General features: G+C 65.9%; 17 protein-coding genes. 13 read left to right on the top strand and 4 right to left on the bottom strand.

The genetic code is table 11. The features are described from left to right. The first annotated feature begins 177 nt into the window (after positions 1-177). Both gatC and gatA read left to right on the top strand, forming a co-directional pair. Positions 178-465, top strand: a complete 288-nt coding sequence (gene gatC, locus ACVJ6E_RS06850; RefSeq protein WP_067215953.1) for an Asp-tRNA(Asn)/Glu-tRNA(Gln) amidotransferase subunit GatC — start codon at positions 178-180, stop codon at positions 463-465. A 168-nt stretch (positions 466-633) separates the two neighbouring features. Then, the gene (gene gatA, locus ACVJ6E_RS06855; RefSeq protein WP_120267613.1) at positions 634-2109 is read left to right on the top strand and encodes an Asp-tRNA(Asn)/Glu-tRNA(Gln) amidotransferase subunit GatA; all 1476 of its coding nucleotides are present in this window, start codon (positions 634-636) and stop codon (positions 2107-2109) included. Positions 2110-2262: 153 nt separating this feature from the next. On the opposite strand, the gene ACVJ6E_RS06860 is transcribed toward gatA, so the two are convergent. Further along, positions 2263-3954, bottom strand: coding sequence for a methyl-accepting chemotaxis protein (locus ACVJ6E_RS06860; protein ID WP_158592621.1), 1692 nt, complete (start codon positions 3952-3954; stop codon positions 2263-2265). Between the two features lie 407 nt (positions 3955-4361). Here ACVJ6E_RS06860 and rpiA point away from each other — a divergent pair, with 407 nt between their 5' ends. The 3 genes from rpiA to gor all read left to right on the top strand — a co-directional run bounded on the left by rpiA (position 4362) and on the right by gor (position 7200). Beyond that, positions 4362-5066 (top strand): ribose-5-phosphate isomerase RpiA, encoded by a 705-nt coding sequence (gene rpiA, locus ACVJ6E_RS06865; protein ID WP_120267615.1) that lies wholly within the window; start codon positions 4362-4364, stop codon positions 5064-5066. 89 nt (positions 5067-5155) lie between these two features. Then, on the top strand, positions 5156-5671 hold the full coding sequence (locus ACVJ6E_RS06870; RefSeq protein ID WP_120268327.1) for a DUF2059 domain-containing protein: 516 nt from the start codon (positions 5156-5158) through the stop codon (positions 5669-5671). Positions 5672-5826: 155 nt separating this feature from the next. Beyond that, the gene (gene gor, locus ACVJ6E_RS06875; protein ID WP_120267616.1) at positions 5827-7200 is read left to right on the top strand and encodes a glutathione-disulfide reductase; all 1374 of its coding nucleotides are present in this window, start codon (positions 5827-5829) and stop codon (positions 7198-7200) included. Between the two features lie 96 nt (positions 7201-7296). Here gor and ACVJ6E_RS06880 read toward each other — a convergent pair whose 3' ends face one another. Further along, positions 7297-7944 carry a LysE family translocator gene (locus tag ACVJ6E_RS06880; protein ID WP_120267617.1) on the bottom strand — a complete coding sequence of 216 codons (648 nt, stop codon included), beginning with the start codon at positions 7942-7944 and terminating at the stop codon, positions 7297-7299. Between the two features lie 131 nt (positions 7945-8075). Then, positions 8076-8333, bottom strand: coding sequence for a YjhX family toxin (locus tag ACVJ6E_RS06885; protein ID WP_120267618.1), 258 nt, complete (start codon positions 8331-8333; stop codon positions 8076-8078). 310 nt (positions 8334-8643) lie between these two features. On the opposite strand from ACVJ6E_RS06885, the gene ACVJ6E_RS06890 reads away from it, so the two are divergent. Continuing rightward, entirely contained in the window at positions 8644-8949 is a 306-nt protein-coding gene (locus ACVJ6E_RS06890; RefSeq protein WP_120267619.1) for a phosphatidylglycerophosphatase, read from the top strand. 10 nt (positions 8950-8959) lie between these two features. Further along, complete coding sequence (locus ACVJ6E_RS06895; RefSeq protein WP_120267620.1) at positions 8960-9319, top strand: DMT family transporter; 360 nt, start codon at positions 8960-8962, stop codon at positions 9317-9319. 10 nt (positions 9320-9329) lie between these two features. On the opposite strand, the gene ACVJ6E_RS06900 is transcribed toward ACVJ6E_RS06895, so the two are convergent. After that, positions 9330-9590 (bottom strand): DUF6455 family protein, encoded by a 261-nt coding sequence (locus ACVJ6E_RS06900; RefSeq protein WP_120267621.1) that lies wholly within the window; start codon positions 9588-9590, stop codon positions 9330-9332. A gap of 191 nt (positions 9591-9781) precedes the next feature. Here ACVJ6E_RS06900 and fliK point away from each other — a divergent pair, with 191 nt between their 5' ends. The 6 genes from fliK to gatB all read left to right on the top strand — a co-directional run bounded on the left by fliK (position 9782) and on the right by gatB (position 15729). Continuing rightward, positions 9782-11062, top strand: coding sequence for a flagellar hook-length control protein FliK (gene fliK / locus ACVJ6E_RS06905; RefSeq protein WP_120267622.1), 1281 nt, complete (start codon positions 9782-9784; stop codon positions 11060-11062). Beyond that, positions 11059-11325: an EscU/YscU/HrcU family type III secretion system export apparatus switch protein gene (locus ACVJ6E_RS06910; protein WP_120267623.1), complete on the top strand. Its 267-nt coding sequence runs from the start codon at positions 11059-11061 to the stop codon at positions 11323-11325. The genes fliK and ACVJ6E_RS06910 overlap by 4 nt, the downstream gene beginning before the upstream one ends. A gap of 211 nt (positions 11326-11536) precedes the next feature. Then, entirely contained in the window at positions 11537-12565 is a 1029-nt protein-coding gene (locus tag ACVJ6E_RS06915) for a fatty acid desaturase (protein WP_120267624.1), read from the top strand. Between the two features lie 129 nt (positions 12566-12694). Next, positions 12695-12841 (top strand): hypothetical protein, encoded by a 147-nt coding sequence (locus tag ACVJ6E_RS06920; protein ID WP_158592622.1) that lies wholly within the window; start codon positions 12695-12697, stop codon positions 12839-12841. 67 nt (positions 12842-12908) lie between these two features. Continuing rightward, positions 12909-13940: an abortive infection family protein gene (locus ACVJ6E_RS06925; RefSeq protein WP_120267625.1), complete on the top strand. Its 1032-nt coding sequence runs from the start codon at positions 12909-12911 to the stop codon at positions 13938-13940. Positions 13941-14244: 304 nt separating this feature from the next. After that, complete coding sequence (gene gatB / locus ACVJ6E_RS06930; protein ID WP_120267626.1) at positions 14245-15729, top strand: Asp-tRNA(Asn)/Glu-tRNA(Gln) amidotransferase subunit GatB; 1485 nt, start codon at positions 14245-14247, stop codon at positions 15727-15729. Positions 15730-15854 lie beyond the last annotated feature (125 nt).

Genomic DNA, 15854 nt, shown 5'->3' on the forward strand with positions numbered 1-15854 from the left:
TGCGGGGCGAAGGATGCGGATGATATAGCCCGGTCAAGCGGGTGCGGCCCGCCGGCCGTTCGGGCCGGCCGGGCTTGCCGGCGTTGCGGCGTGTCCTTTCCATCTCCTTTTCATCCGGGGGAAGGGGCGTTCGCGAGGCCCGCACCTTTCACGGCCTGATCTTGTTGGAGAATTCGCATGTCCGTCGATGTCGATACGGTGAAGCGCGTCGCCCATCTGGCGCGCGTCAAGGTCACGGACGATGAGGCCAGCCGGATGACCGGCGAGCTGAACACGATCCTGGCCTTCGTCGAGCAGCTCGACGAGGTGAACGTGGACGGCGTCGAGCCGCTGACCTCCGTCGTCCATCAGGAAATGAAGAAGCGCGCCGACGTCGTCAGCGATGGCGGCTATCCGGAGAAAGTGGTGGCCAACGCCCCGGCCTCCGACGACAATTTCTTCATGGTCCCCAAGGTGGTGGAATAGGCATGTCTGTCCGGGTGGGCATCGAGAGCCCGCCCGACCATGACATGCGGGCGCTGCCCCGTCGCACTTGACGCGGGCCGCGCGGAGCGCGAGACAGGCTCCCAAGAGACGGCGCCATGCGCCGTGCCACCCAGACCACCAGCGAGATCCAGTCCGAGCGAGACCCCGATGACCGAGCTGACCAAACTGACCCTGACGGAGGCCCGCGCGCGGCTCGCCGCCCGCGAGATCACCGCGAGCGAGCTGACGACGGCCTATCTTTCGGCCATCGAGGCGGCCAATCCGGCGATCAATGCCTATGTCGCGGTCACCGCCGACCGGGCGCTCGAGATGGCCAAGCGCTCCGACGAGCGGCTGGCGCGCGGCGAGGGCGGGGCGCTGGAGGGCATTCCGCTCGGCGTCAAGGATCTGTTCGCCACCGAGGGCGTCCACACCCAGGCCTGCAGCCACATCCTCGACGGGTTCAAGCCGCCGTACGAATCGACCGTGACGGCGAACCTTTGGGCTGACGGCGCGGTGATGCTGGGCAAGCTCAACATGGACGAGTTCGCCATGGGCTCGTCCAACGAGACCTCCCATTACGGCAACGTGGTCAACCCCTGGCGCCGCGAGGGCTCCACCGAGGCGCTGGTTCCCGGCGGTTCTTCGGGCGGCTCGGCCGCTGCGGTCGCGGCCTTCATGTGCGCCGGCGCCACGGCGACCGACACCGGCGGCTCGATCCGTCAGCCCGCCGCGCTCACCGGCACGGTCGGCATGAAGCCGACCTATGGCCGCTGCTCGCGCTGGGGCGTCGTCGCCTACGCCTCCTCGCTCGACCAGGCCGGTCCGATCACCCGGACCTTGCGCGACAACGCCATCATGATGCGCTCGATGGCGTCGGTCGACGCCAAGGACACGACCTCGGTCGACCTGCCGGTGCCGGATTACGAGGCGGCCATCGGCCGCTCGGTCAAGGGCCTGCGGATCGGCATTCCTGCCGAGTACCGGGTCGACGGCCTGCCGGCGGAGATCGACGCGCTCTGGCAGCAGGGCATCGATTGGTTGAAGGCTGCGGGCGCGGAGATCGTCGAGATCAGCCTGCCGCACACCAAGTATGCGCTGCCGGCCTATTACATCGTCGCCCCGGCCGAGGCGTCCTCGAACCTCGCCCGCTACGACGGCGTGCGCTACGGCTTGCGCGTGCCGGGCGAGGATATCGCCGACATGTACGAGAACACCCGGGCCGCCGGCTTCGGCTCCGAGGTGAAGCGCCGCATCCTGATCGGCACCTACGTGCTGTCGGCCGGCTACTACGACGCCTACTACCTGCGTGCCCAGAAGGTCCGCACTTTGATCAAGCGCGATTTTGACGAGGCCTTCGATGCGGGCGTCGACGCGATCCTGACGCCGGCGACGCCGGACGCGGCCTTCGCGCCGGGCGCCTTCAGCGGCGATCCGGTGCAGATGTACCTCAACGACGTCTTCACCGTGACCGTGAATATGGCCGGCCTGCCGGGTCTGGCTGTCCCCGCCGGGCTGAACAGCGCCGGTCTGCCGCTCGGCCTGCAGCTGATCGGTCGTCCCTTCGGCGAAGAGACGCTCTACACCCTCGGCAATGTCATCGAGGAGGCTGCCGGCCGCTTCGAGCCGGGCAAGTGGTGGTAAGACCGTTTCGAGAGGGTTTGCGCAAATTTTCGCGATTTTGACGCGGGATTTTGCAAAATCCGTCTCAATTTTCGATTGTCAAGCGCCCGGCGGTAACCCGTTCGGGCGCCTTGCTTTTTTGTGCTCGGTCCACGCGATTTCGCGACAAGCGCGTCACAGCTTGTAGGCGGTGCGGAAGCCGCCCCAGTGGCGGCCGGCCACGGTGATGGGCGCGTCGATCTCGCGCATCCAGATGATGCTGCCGTTGCCCATGTCGCGGGGATAGGTCTGCACCAGGAAGGGGCGGGTGTTGCGCGCCGCGCTCAGTCCCGCGCGGTCGTCGAAAATCCGCCGGTTGCGGCAATTGGCGGCGTTCCACGCCGGATCGTCGGGGCGCTGCGGCTGGGAATAGACCGCATTGTGCACCGGCAGATAGGCGTTGCGGTCGACCGAAACGCAAAAGACGAGCCCGGTGCCCTTGGCGCGGGTCAGGATATCCTCCTGGATCGGCGGCAGGATGCGCTCCAGCACGGCGAGTGCGCGGTTCGAGACCTGGCGCGGATTGGTGCCGGCCAGCGGCTGGTAATCGGTGTCGAACAGCGCCTCCAGCGTCAGGTTGCCCGAGGATACGGCCGCTTCCATCGCCTCGGTGACGCGGCGTGCGCCGTCCTGTGCCCGCTCGATGGAGGGGGCGAGTTCTCCCCGCACCCGTGCCAGAAGGTCGGCAAGGCGCGTTGCGAAACCTTCGTCCGGATTTTCGAAGGCGCAATGCATGCCGAGGTCGGAGACGGCGACGACCTGCAGGTTGGTGCGGCCGAGGCTGGACAGCTCGACGGTGGCCGGTCCGGTCTGCGCGCTTGCCTCGCCGTCCTGCGGGACAAGCAGCGCGCCGCCCGTGGACAGATCGAGCGTCTTGATGCGGCAGCTGCGGCCGGACTGGGTGAGGGTGCCGGTCAGCTCCGCCGGCAGCCGGTCGTCGCGGCGGCGGTCGCCGATCGCCGTCTGGCGGATCATCATCGTGAACCGGCTGCTCAGACTATTCCCCAGGGCGAGCATGGAGCGGGAGGCCTCGCCGGCGGCCTGTCCGGCGCGCTCGGCGCTGTCGGTGGCCTCGGCGATCGTCGAGACCTTCTCGGTGACCGCACGTACGAAATCGGCGGTTTCCCGCGCGGTTTCGCCGACCGAGCGTGAGGTTTCCATCTGCTGGCCGACGGCCTCGGCAACGGCCGCAAAGCTCGGCAGGATCTCGCCGATCACGCCGATGATGCGGTCGACGGCACGAATACTCCCCTCTGCCGAGGTCTGCAGGCGGGCGATATTGGCGATGATTTCGTCGGTGGCGGTCTGGGTCTCGACCGACAGCGCCTTCACCTCGTTGGCGACCACGGCAAATCCCCGCCCGGCCTCGCCGGCGCGGGCCGCCTCGATGGTGGCGTTGAGGGCGAGCAAGTTGGTTTGCTTGGCAACGTCTGAGATCAGGCGCACGACATTGGCGATGTCGTCGATGGCACTTTTCAGCTCCTGAATGCCGGTGTTCGCCGTGTCGGCGACTTCGCGCGCTTCCTCGGCCAAACGCGAGGAATTCTGCACCTGACCGTTGATCTCGTTGCTTGCCGAGACCAGCTGTTCGACCGAGGCGGCCAGCTGCTGGGCGGTCTCGTCCGCATGGCGCGTCTCGCTGTGCAGCGCCTGGGAGTGGCCGCGGATATCCGACAGGAGCAGCAATTGCTCGCCGACGCGGGTGCGCAACTCTTCCGCGCCCGTGCCGATGCCGTTGGCGGCGGTGCGCAGATCCGACTCGATCAGATCGAGGGTCAGCGCGGTCTGCTGGTCGCGGGCGAGCGACAGCGACGCGCCGGAAGACATGTCCTCGTCGGCCGGGGAGGCGGCCCGATCTTCGCCAGGGGCCGCGTCACTGTTTAAAATCTTGGATATTTCAACAGTTTGTCGACGCGAGGCCGCAAATAGACGCATGGTCATTTCTCCGAAGTGTTCCCACCCTCAATGCGTTATCCGCACACTTGTTGCCCGGGAGCGTGGCACGATTGCTTGAATTGTCTGTTAACGCTGCGGGAGGTGGTGCGCAGTTCGTCATGCCCTTAAAACGTGTTGCCGCCGGCCGCCCGGCATCGTCCCCGTGGTGCCGCTGGTTCTTTGCCTTGCGCGGATCCCATGCTAAACCCGCCCCACACCAGCGGATGGTCGCACCGTGAACAAGTGCGGGCCGGATGCGACAGCCGCACGCGCGGCGAACGGGCGACGAACGGAACGCAATGAGCGAAGAGCTGAAGCGAAAGGCCGCCGAAGCGGCGCTGGAAGAGGTCACGTCGGGCATGCGGCTCGGCATCGGAACCGGGTCGACGGCGGAACAGTTTGTCCGCGCGCTGGCGGAGAAGGTCCGCGAGGGGTTCTCGGTGATCGGCGTGCCGACGTCGGAGCGCACCGCGGCGCTTTGCACCGAGCTCGGCGTGCCGCTGACCACGCTGGAAGCCTGCCCGGAACTGGATCTCACCATCGACGGAGCGGATGAGCTGGACCTGCAGCTGCGCCTGATCAAGGGCGGCGGCGGTGCGTTGCTGCGCGAGAAGATCGTCGCCAAGGCGTCGCTGCGCATGATCGTCATCGCCGATGCCAGCAAGAAGGTGAAGCAGCTCGGCGCCTTCCCGTTGCCGGTGGAGGTGGTGCCCTTCGGCCTTGGCGCGACGCGCAATGCGATCGCCCGTGCTCTGGCCGATCTGGGTTACGATGCGCCGATCCTGCTGCGCGGCGGAGAAACGCCCTTCGTTACCGATGGCGGCCACCATATTCTCGACATCGATTTGCGCGAGATCACCGATGCGGACGCCCTGTCGCGGGCGCTGCTCGATATCCCGGGGGTGGTGGACCACGGACTCTTTCTCGGCATCGCAGATGTCGCCTATCTGGCCGGGGCCGACGGCGTGGAGCGCCTTGTCCCCGCAGCCGGCGAGGAAAACTGACCTTTTAGGAACAGCCCGGCCGAAGCGGCCGGGACCCCGATCACTTGCTCATGGAGTAACCGATGTTTCTTTTCTGCCGGAAGTCCGCGATGGCCGCAGCCACGGCGGCGGCGATGGTTCTCTCGTTCGCCCAGGCGGCGACCGCCCAGGAAACCTTCTCCGACGAACAGATCGCCGCAGCGCGCGAGGCCGTGCAGTCGGCGCAGGCAATCCGCGCGTTCGATGACGTGCTGCCGCTGATGGCCGAGCGCACCCGCGGCCTGTTCATCCAGAACGACCCGGCCAACACGGCAATGATCGACGAGGTTGTCACCGAGGTCGCTCTGAAGCTCGCCGACCGTCGTCCGGAACTGAACCGGGTGGTCTACGAAGTGTGGGCCCGCCGCTTCACCGTCGAGGAGCTGAAGGAGCTTGCTGCCTTCTACAACACGCCGCTCGGCCAGAAGTATTCCCGCGTCGAGCCGGAGCTGCGCGCGCTGTCGATCGGCGCGGCGAAGCAGTGGGGTGATGCGATCTCGACCGAGATGGTGACCCTGGTGCGCGAGGAGCTGACCAAGCGCCAGGAAGCCCAGCAGACCCAGCCGACGGAAGCGCCGGCCCAGTAATTCGGGCCGGTATTTCGGGCCCGACAAACGCGGGCCGCGACTGCCCGGCCGGAGTTGTTCCGGCCGCGGCCATGCCGCCCGGACCCGGGCGCGGGGCATCATGGACGACGGGTCCGGCCGGTCGGCCGCGGCCCTCCAAACGCTAAGGGCGAGGCATGAGCGATTTCGACTTTGACCTGTTCGTCATCGGCGGCGGCTCGGGCGGCGTGCGCGCGGCCCGTATCGCCGCGTCCCATGGCGCGCGCGTCGGCATTGCCGAGGAATACCGCTACGGCGGCACCTGCGTTATCCGCGGTTGCGTGCCCAAGAAGCTGATGGTCTATGCCTCGCGCTTTTCCGAGGAATTCGAGGACGCGGCCGGCTTCGGCTGGCAGGTCGGCGAGAGCAGCTTCGACTGGGAGCGGCTGATCGATGCCAAGGACCGGGAGATCGCCCGGCTCGAGGGGATATATCGCCGCAACCTGGAGCGGTCCGGCGTCGAGCTGTTCGACACGCGGGCCGTGCTGGAGGATGCCCACACGGTGCATCTCCTGACCGACGGACGCCGCATCCGTGCCGAGCGGATCCTGATCGCGGTCGGTGCGACGCCGAATGTCGATGCCACCCTGCCGGGCGGCGAGCACGTCATCACCTCCAACGAAGTCTTCCATCTTGCCGACCTGCCCAAGCGGGTGGTGGTGGCAGGCGGCGGGTATATCGCGGTCGAGTTCGCGGGGATTTTCGCCGGGCTCGGCGCGGAAACGACGCTGATCTATCGCGGCGAGGAAGTGCTGCGCGGCTTTGACGACGATCTGCGCAAGGTCCTGCACGAGGAGATGGAGAAGAAGGGCATCCGCGTGCTGTGCGGCGATGTCTTCTCCTCCATCGAGAAGACCGAGGACGGGCTCATCGGCCATACCCGCAAGGGCGATACGCTGCACGCGGACAAGATCATGTTCGCCATCGGCCGGCGGCCGAACACCGCCGGCCTCGGCCTCGACAAGGCGGGGGTAGAGCTGGCCTCCTCTGGCGCCATCATCGTCAACGAGGCCTCGCAGACCAACGTGCCTTCGATCTACGCCGTGGGAGATGTCACCGACCGGGTGAACCTGACGCCGGTGGCGATCCGCGAGGGCCACGCCTTCGCCGACAGCGTCTATGGCGGCAAGCAGTGGTCGGCCGATCACTCGATGATCCCGACGGCCGTGTTCTCCCAGCCCGAGATCGGCACGGTCGGCCTGACCCAGGCCGAGGCGCTGGAAAAGCATGGTGCCGTCGATGTCTACAAGGCGCATTTCCGTCCGATGAAGCACACGCTGTCGGGCCGCGACGAGAAGATGCTGATGAAGGTGCTGGTCGAGCCGGAGAGCGACAAGGTGCTCGGCGTGCATATCCTCGGCCACGACGCGGGCGAGCTGGTGCAGGTGCTGGGCATCGCGCTGCGGATGGGCGCCACCAAGGCCGACTTCGATGCGACGATGGCGGTGCATCCGACGGCGGCCGAGGAGCTGGTGACGATGCGCGAGCCGACCGAGCGGCTGCGCGCCTGACCGGCCCGACGAGAGCTTCCGAAATGAACACGGGGAGGCGATTGCCTCCCCGTTTTCGTTCGTGTTTTCGCGGTTCGCGCGGTCTGCGCGGCGCCGTCAGTTGGCCGCGCGGCGCCAGCCGAGCGCCAGCAGGCCGGCCCCGATCATCAAGGTGCCGCCGGTGCGGTTGATCCAGCGCCGCACGGACGGGCGGCGGATGCGCGAGCGCACCATCGAGGCCATCAGCCCGTAGGCGGCGGCATTGAGCGCGGCGAGGATAACGAAGGTCGCCTCCAGGATCGCCGCCTGCTGCAGGAGCGGGCGCGCCGGATCGATGAACATCGGCAGGAAGGCGATGAAGAAGACGATGCTCTTGGGGTTGAGCGCCGTCACCGCATAGGCGTGGAGGGCGATGCGCAGCATCGGCGCGCGCGCCGGGGAGGGGCTGCCGTCCGCCATTTCCTGCGGGGCCTCGTCGGCGACCGGTGCGCGCCAGACCTTGATGCCCAGCCAGATCAGATACATGGCGCCGATCCACTTCAGCACCGTGAACAGGGTCGCGGACGTCGCGAGCAGTGCGCCGAGACCGAGCAGCGAGGCGGTCATGGCGGTGAGATCGCCGAGCGCAACGCCGATGACGGTCGCCGAGGCGACGGCCCGGCCATGGGCCAGCGCATAGGAGACGACCAGAAGGATGGTCGGGCCGGGGATGGCCAGCATCACGAAAGAGGCGGCGGAAAAGGCAAGCCAGGTTTCGAAAGACATGGAAAAACACTCCAGCAGGAAGGTTCCAAACCTGCCCAGCAATCCACACTCGCCGGCATTTGGAAAGGGGTAAAAACCTGCAAGTTGGCTGCCGTTGCGGCACCGGGCGGTGCGGCAACGGCAGCCGGGTTTCAGCGGTTGTCGAGTTGCGCGCGAACCCTCAAGAGCCCCAGCCGTGTGATGCGGTAAGGGCCGGAATTGGCGGAGGCGATCAGCCTGCGCCGCTTCAGCTTGCGGAAGAGTTCGAGCGTCAGTCCCGTGTGGTGCCAGCCTTCGCGCGTGACGATGGCGAGCTCTTCTATGCGGCCGCGCTCGTCCTTCTCGACGAGCACGTGACCGCCTTGAGCGAGCAGGTGGAGGACCCGCTGCTCGGCCTTGGAGATGTCCATTTCAGGGATAATTCCGGAGATGCAGTTCCAGCGCGCACGTCACCGCCGCCCGCAACGCAAGCGGTCGTGCGTGGGTTCGTTGCCCGGTCTGTTCTCGATGGACCGGGCTTTACCGGGTCTCGAGCTGGCTGCGCATAAGCTCTCCGAAGTTGACGATCGAGAGATAGGGGCTGGCCGCTTGCCGTGCAAGATCATGCGTGCGAGGGAGCGCGAGGCACCGCGCCGGCGTTGCACAAATGCCGCGGGCCGGTTGGCCGCCGGTCGTGCGATTGCGGTTCCCTTTTTCGGCGGGCGATCCTAAAACACGGTCATGACACCGTCCGAATCCCTGCCGCTGCTTTTCGGCCTTGCGGGCCTCCTCAATCCCTTCGCGCTGCTGATCGGCGCTGCGCTCGGATGGTATGCCGATGCGCGCGCCAAGCTGGTGATCGCGGGCTTTGCCGCCGCGGCCCTGAGCGTGCTGATCGACGTCTCGCTGGCGGCGAGCGGCGTGCCGGCTCTCGGCGGCTACGAGGGCGGGCCGCTGGCCGTGCTGCCGTTCCGTTTCCTCGGGGCTTTGGTCGTCGCCGCGCTGGTTCACGCGATCCGCAAGCGCTCGCGCCGCAACCGCCGCTGAGGCCGCGGCCATGTCCCCCGCCGTCCTGTCCCCCACCGTCCTGTCCTATGCCGCGCTCGCCATCGCCATCGTGCTGGAGGTGATCGGCACGACGGCGCTGCAGCAGTCGCAGCAGTTCACCCGCGCGCTGCCCACGGCGGTGATGGCGGTCTGCTATCTCGCCGCCTTCTACTTCCTGTCGGTGGCGCTGCGGACCTTCCCGGTCGGCGTTGCCTATGCCATGTGGAGCGGGCTCGGCATCGTGCTGATCTCGGCGGTCGGCTATTTCGTCTTCCGCCAGACGCTCGACTTGGCCGCGATCATCGGCCTGGGGCTGATCATCGCCGGCGTCATCGTCGTCAACGTCTTCTCAGGCGCCGTCCGGCACTAAGGTCCTCACCCTAGGCTTTTGCCTGGCCCGTCCAGGTGGCGAAGAGATCGCCGTTGGGGCAGAAATCGGGCGCGTGCGCCGCGCCATCCTCATGCGCATCCAGCCAGTTGGCGCACTCCTCGGGCCGCTCGCAGCCAAGGCAGCGGGAGGCGACCTTGCGCATGGCGGTTTCCATCATCATGCCGCTCGGCATCGCGTCGTCCGCGCCGACCGTGCGCATCATCCGCCCCATCAGTCCGGCGCGTTCGTCGAGGCGCTTCATCAGTCCCATGGCCATCGTCCTTGCTGTCGCGGCGCCGCCATGGCGCCCATCCGTTCATCGACACTATGATGGTTGCGAGTGAAACTATTTGACGGAGATCAAACGCAGGGGACGGAACGCGCGGCAGGATCGGCGCAGGTGCTGAAAATCTGCTAGGCTCGGCTGCTGCCGGCGGTCGGCAGGACGGCGAGGCCCCGCGCATGATCTCTCGTGTGACATCCCCATCCCAGGGCAGCCAGAGCGGCGTCGTCGCGGTGCGGCCGGTCAGCCGCGTGCCGATGCTCAATGTCGGCGATGCCATCGCCGTGCGCGTGGCAAAGCACCTGAGCGAAAACGTCATGCGCCTTGTCGGCGGCGGGGCGGGCGGCGGGTTCCAGCTCGACGTCGAGGGGCAGGAGATGCTGCCGCTGGGCAGCCGCGCGACACTCAGCGTCGAGCGCGGCCCCGACGGCCCACGCTATCAGGTCAGCGCCGCGCCGCAGAACGCCGCCCAAACGCCAGGGCAGGGCACCCCTGCCTCCGCCCTCGGCGAGACCGAGGCGCTGGCGCGCGTCGCCTCGCTCGCCACCTCCCTTGCCGCCCGCCAGGACGGACTGTCCTCGCTCTATGCCGGCCTTGCCGCGGCGCTGGCCGCAGCGCCCGCCGGGGTGCCGGGCGGCTTGCTGCCGCCTGCGGTGACGAGCGCGCTGGCGGGCCTTCTCGGGTTCCGGCTGGATCCGACGGCAAGCCGGGAAGGGCGGCTGGATGGTCCCGCGCTCAAGGCGGCCCTGGAAGGACTGACCGGGCGCGGGGCGGCAGGCGGAGCCGGTTCAAGTCTGGATGATGCCTTGAGCGAGCTTTTGAGCGTTCTCAAGGGCGCGGCCGGGGGGCGCGAGGCGCCGGCCCGGCAGGCGACCCCGCCGCCGCTGCCGGGGATCTCCCGCCATCCGCGCGGCGAGAAGCCGGCCCGCGCCAGCAGCGAACTGGTATCCGCGCTTCTGGCGCGCGACGCAGAGGAGGCCGCCGCCATCCTTGCGGCCAAGACCGATGCGGCGCTGGCCCGGCTGCGGCTCGCCTCGCTGGCCTCGCGCGGGTTGCTCGCCGACGGCGAAGGGGCGGGAGATGCGGCCCTGTTCGACCGGGTGCTCGACCTGCCGCTGGTCGTTGGTGGGCAGACCGCGGTGATCTCGCTGCAGATCGGGCGCGACGACACGCCCGGCCACGAGGGGGAGGGCGCGCATCCCGCCTGGCGACTGCGCTTTGCGCTCGATACGGAGGCGACCGGCGCGGTGGAAGCGCTGGTCGGGCTCGACGGTCCCCGGCTGTTCGCAAGCCTTTGGGCCGTGCGCCCGGACATCGCCGCAGACCTTCGCGAGCGGTTGCCCCGCCTTGCCGCAACGCTTGCCGAACAGGGGCTGGAGGTGGTCGACCTCAAGGTGACCGGCGGACTGCCGGACGATCCGCCGGCGCTCTCGGGCCAGTTCGTGGACGTGGTCTCGTGAGCGGGGACGAGGATCCGCGCCGCCGGCTGGCGGTGGCGCTTCACTACGACCATGCCGGCGCGCCGCGCGTCACGGCCAAGGGGCGCGGCGTCCTTGCCGCCCGCATCCTGGAGCTTGCGGCCGAACATGGCGTGCCGGTGGAAGAGGACGCGGCCCTTGCCGAAGCCCTGTCGCAGATCGAGCTCGACCGCGAAATCCCGATAGAGCTCTACGAGGCCGTCGCCGCCGTGCTGCGCTTCATCCTGATGGCCCGGGGGCGTTGAAGGGCCGTTGAAGGCCCGGCGAGGGACGCATTGTCGCTGACCGCGGCGACGAATTGACTTGCCAAACCCGGACTGAGATGGGAGGTCCCTCCCTTCGGCTGGCGGCACCGCGCCCTTGCGCGGACGGACAGTCTTCCAGGCGGGTTGTTGCCCCATTTCCTCCTTAGGGTCCTGATCCCGAGGGAGGGCTCGCTTCCAGATAGGATAGCCATTGCAGAACACCGACTGCCGCCCGGCCGAAAAGCCGCGCTCCTGGAACGCCTCGCTGGCCAAGTATCGCAAGCCGAGCACGGCGCGCAGCGTCTTCGAGATCATCGCCAGCCTGCTGCCCTTCGCGGCCCTGTGGGCGGCGGCGGCGGTGCTGGTGAACCACGGCCAGTGGTGGGGCCTCGTCCTGACCGTGCCGGCCGCCGGCCTTCTCGTGCGCCTGTTCATGCTGCAGCACGATTGCGGGCACGGCTCGCTGTTCTCCCGGCGCGGGCTCAACGACTGGACGGGCCGCGCGCTCGGTGTGCTGACCTTCACGCCCTACGACTACTGGCGGCGGACCCATGCCATCCACCATGCCTCGACCGGCAATCTCGACCAGCGCGGCATCGGCGACATCGACACGCTGACGGTCAGGGAGTACCAGGCGCTGCCCTGGAGCGGGCGGCTGCGCTATCGGCTCTACCGGCATCCGCTGGTGATGTTCGGGCTGGGGCCCGCATGGCTGTTCGTGTGCCAGTACCGCCTGCCAGTCGGATTGATGCGCGGCGGCCTGGAGCCGTGGCTCTCGACCCTTGCCACCAACCTGTGCATCGCCGCCATGGCCGCGCTGCTGATCTGGGCGGCGGGGCCGGGGGCTTTCCTGATGGTGCAGGGGCTGATCATCCTGATGGCGGCGACCGCCGGCGTCTGGCTGTTCTACGTCCAGCACCAGTTCGAGGAAACCCACTGGACGGTGAGCGGCGAGTGGAACTTCCAGACCGCGGCGCTGGAAGGCAGCTCGCATTACGACCTGCCGCCGATCCTGCAGTGGTTCACCGGCAATATCGGCATCCACCACGTGCATCACCTGTCCAGCAAGATCCCGTTCTATCGCCTCAGTGAGGTGATGCGCGACTTCCCCGAACTGCGCGACATGAACCGCATCACCCTGCGCCAGAGCTTCGGCTGCGTGAAGCTCGTCCTGTGGGACGAGGACACCCGCCGGCTCGTCTCGTTCCGCCAGGCCCGCACGGCCAGCGCCGCGGCGTGAGGGGGCGGAGCTTCAATCCGCTCCCGCCGACATCCTGCGCTTCATTCCGAGGGCGCGGGGCCATTTAGGGGAGTGGCGGACGGCCGCCGATTTGCGCTAGTCTTGGACGAAGACTGGGAGGGCGCCGCCATGAGCGACAATCCGCATATCGGCGAAAGCTTCGAGAGCTTCCTGCGCGACGAGGGCATCTGCGAAGAGGTCACGGCGGAGGCGGTGAAGAAAGCCAATCAACTTGCGATTGAGCTGAAGAAGGCCGAATTCTCTCAACTAGGCTAGGATGATGCGGTGCAGTAGGACTTTAATCCTAGCTGTTACGTACTGGTTATTTTAATTTAGGTGAGACATGCTTGTTGATATTTTTGCGCGTCGATATGATGGTTTGGTGTTGAGAGATAGTTTTGATATTAATGATCGCCGAATTCTACTTCAATCTTTTCGTATTTTGGAAGAAGATATCTATCCATACTATTATGATGGGAAGGAACGTCCCGAATCTGTCGCATTTTGGACAGCCCTTCACAGCACCTTATCTCGTGAATTGGGCTTGAAGGAGTTGTCCAGTCAGTGGTTCTCGTACACAACGAAGTGGAACGGGAACGACCATATCCAGACACATAAGCGTACAATGGTGGCAGTATGTGAAAGTTGGATGACCCAAGAACTCACTGGGACGCCTGATGTCTTCATAAAAGAGCGCCTTAGCCTTATTGAGATCGGCTTTCGTAGCAAAGAGAACGATTTAGCCTCTATGAACGCGAAAGAAATCTCGGAAGGCGAGATAATATTGGCGTCACTGTCGCAATTTGGAAATGGGAAAGATGGCGCACGTGCTCGCCGCGAGAAGAAAGTGAAGGATTTTCAGGCGTCTGTCGAAGAGTTGAATACTCGATTTCGGCAGGCTGGATATCCGTTGAACTATCATAACGGTTTCATCCAGCTCGTTTCCGACGATCTGGTGCAAACAGAGGTAGAAACTCCTTTCTGGTCGCTTCTTACTTCCCCAAAGTGGAAGAACGTAGATAGTGACATGAAGGAAGCGCTCGATCTACGTGACAGAGACGGGAAGAATTCCGCATTCTTTGCGGCAAAAGCACTAGAAAGCACTATCAAGATCATCTCGGACGCGAAAGGATGGACGCAAGGTAACGAGAGGGGAGCTCATAATTACATAGAAAATCTAAGCTCTAAGAAAAATTCATATATTGATGAATGGGAGAGTTTTTCTTTGAAGGGATTTTTTTCTAGTGTTCGTAATAAACTAGGGCATGGGCCCGGTAGCTCCATAATGCCGAATCTATCTCAGTCGCAGACTGAATGGGCTATAGAGTTTTGTATGATTTGGATCAAAAGTTTGATCAAGAGATTTGATTATTGATGCTCGATCAAGATGGCGATCTCAATAGACTTTCGCCGAGGATCGTGGTGGATTCAATATGACTTCGTGATTTTATTGGAAGCGCTACATATCGATAGTCTTGTGGGTCATCTCTCCCCCACCTCCCCCCTTGCGGGGAGGGCAAAGACCCACTACCCACACACTCGAGCGTTCCGGCGTGCGTTTCGGCGCGCGCGGCACGCGTTCAGGACAAGTCCGCCCCTTGGCAAACCTTTTTCGCGCGTGCGCGCGGGGCTCGAGGGGCGGGCGACAGGCACGACACAACGGGCAGGACTTCCACGGCATGAGCATCGTCGACACCCGCACCCCCGATCCCAAGAAGTTCATCAAGGGCGCCACGGGCGACTGGGAAATCGTGATCGGCATGGAGGTGCATGCCCAGGTCACCTCGAATGCCAAGCTGTTCTCCGGCGCCTCGACCGAGTTCGGCAAGGATCCGAACGCCAATGTGAGCCTCGTCGATGCGGCGATGCCGGGCATGCTGCCGGTGATCAACGAGGAATGCGTCAAGCAGGCGATCCGCACCGGCCTCGGCCTCAAGGCGCAGATCAACCTCAAGTCCGTTTTCGACCGCAAGAACTACTTCTATCCGGACCTGCCGCAGGGCTACCAGATCTCCCAGTTCAAGCAGCCGATCGTCGGCGAGGGCGAGGTCCTGCTCGACATGCCCGGCGGCGAGCAGGTGACGGTCGGCGTCGAGCGGCTGCATCTGGAGCAGGACGCCGGCAAGTCGCTGCACGACCAGCACCCGACTATGTCCTTCGTCGATCTCAACCGCTCGGGCGTCGCGCTGATGGAGATCGTCTCCAAGCCGGACCTGCGCTGCGCCGACGAGGCGAAGGCGTATCTCACCAAGCTGCGCACCATCCTGCGTTACCTGGGCACCTGCGACGGCAACATGGACCAGGGCTCGATGCGCGCCGACGTCAACGTTTCGGTGCGCGCGCCGGGCGGGGCCTTCGGCACGCGCTGCGAGATCAAGAACGTCAACTCCATCCGCTTCGTCGGCCAGGCCATCGAGTATGAGGCCCGCCGCCAGATCGGCATCCTGGAGGACGGCGGCAGCATCGACCAGGAGACGCGCCTGTTCGATCCGGTCAAGGGCGAGACCCGCTCCATGCGCTCCAAGGAGGAGGCGCACGACTACCGCTATTTCCCCGATCCGGACCTGCTGCCGCTGGAGTTCGACCAGGCTTACGTCGACGCGCTCGCCGTCGGCCTGCCGGAGCTGCCGGACGACAAGAAGGCGCGCTTCGTCGCCGATTACGGGCTCACCGCCTATGACGCCGACATTCTGGTGGCGGAAAAGGCCTCGGCCGACTTCTTCGAGCAGGTCGCCAAGGGGCGCGATGCCAAGCTTTCGGCAAACTGGGTGATCAACGAGCTGTTCGGCCGGATCAACAAGGAAGGGCTGGAGCTGAGCGAAAGCCCGGTGTCGGCCGGCCAGCTCGGCGGCATCGTCGATCTGGTGGTCGACGGGACGATCTCGGGCAAGATCGCCAAGGACCTGTTCGAGATCGTCTGGAGCGAGGGCGGCGAACCGGCGGAGATCGTCGAGGCGCGCGGCATGCGCCAGGTGACGGATCTCGGCGCCATCGAGGCCGAGGTCGACAAGATCATCGCCGCCAACCCGGAGAAGGCGGAGCAGGCGCGCGCCAAGCCCGGTCTTCTCGGCTGGTTCGTCGGCCAGGTGATGAAGGCGACCGGCGGCAAGGCCAACCCGCAGGCGGTCAACGACCTGCTCAAGGCGAAGATCGGCATCGAGTAAGGGCGGGTTACGCGCCATCGCTCTGGCAGCCAATGGGCCCCGGGTCGCGCTTCGCTTGCCCGGGGTGACGGCTGAGGGGATGCGAGGTCGGCGCGCCACCCACAGGATGTCATCCCGGCCTTGCG

This window comes from Stappia sp. G46H5W (genome assembly GCF_058448995.1).

Excerpts from the sequence above, each read along its gene's own strand:
- fliK (WP_120267622.1), top strand. The coding sequence starts at position 9,782 with ATGATCTCTCGTGTGACATCCCCATCCCAGGGCAGCCAGAGCGGCGTC.
- ACVJ6E_RS06885 (WP_120267618.1), bottom strand. The coding sequence starts at position 8,333 with ATGGACATCTCCAAGGCCGAGCAGCGGGTCCTCCACCTGCTCGCTCAA.
- ACVJ6E_RS06890 (WP_120267619.1), top strand. The coding sequence starts at position 8,644 with ATGACACCGTCCGAATCCCTGCCGCTGCTTTTCGGCCTTGCGGGCCTC.
- gor (WP_120267616.1), top strand. The coding sequence starts at position 5,827 with ATGAGCGATTTCGACTTTGACCTGTTCGTCATCGGCGGCGGCTCGGGC.
- gatB (WP_120267626.1), top strand. The coding sequence starts at position 14,245 with ATGAGCATCGTCGACACCCGCACCCCCGATCCCAAGAAGTTCATCAAG.
- ACVJ6E_RS06860 (WP_158592621.1), bottom strand. The coding sequence starts at position 3,954 with ATGTCTTCCGGCGCGTCGCTGTCGCTCGCCCGCGACCAGCAGACCGCG.
- ACVJ6E_RS06920 (WP_158592622.1), top strand. The coding sequence starts at position 12,695 with ATGAGCGACAATCCGCATATCGGCGAAAGCTTCGAGAGCTTCCTGCGC.
- ACVJ6E_RS06895 (WP_120267620.1), top strand. The coding sequence starts at position 8,960 with ATGTCCCCCGCCGTCCTGTCCCCCACCGTCCTGTCCTATGCCGCGCTC.
- ACVJ6E_RS06925 (WP_120267625.1), top strand. The coding sequence starts at position 12,909 with ATGCTTGTTGATATTTTTGCGCGTCGATATGATGGTTTGGTGTTGAGA.
- ACVJ6E_RS06900 (WP_120267621.1), bottom strand. The coding sequence starts at position 9,590 with ATGGGACTGATGAAGCGCCTCGACGAACGCGCCGGACTGATGGGGCGG.
- ACVJ6E_RS06880 (WP_120267617.1), bottom strand. The coding sequence starts at position 7,944 with ATGTCTTTCGAAACCTGGCTTGCCTTTTCCGCCGCCTCTTTCGTGATG.
- gatC (WP_067215953.1), top strand. The coding sequence starts at position 178 with ATGTCCGTCGATGTCGATACGGTGAAGCGCGTCGCCCATCTGGCGCGC.
- rpiA (WP_120267615.1), top strand. The coding sequence starts at position 4,362 with ATGAGCGAAGAGCTGAAGCGAAAGGCCGCCGAAGCGGCGCTGGAAGAG.
- ACVJ6E_RS06870 (WP_120268327.1), top strand. The coding sequence starts at position 5,156 with ATGGCCGCAGCCACGGCGGCGGCGATGGTTCTCTCGTTCGCCCAGGCG.
- gatA (WP_120267613.1), top strand. The coding sequence starts at position 634 with ATGACCGAGCTGACCAAACTGACCCTGACGGAGGCCCGCGCGCGGCTC.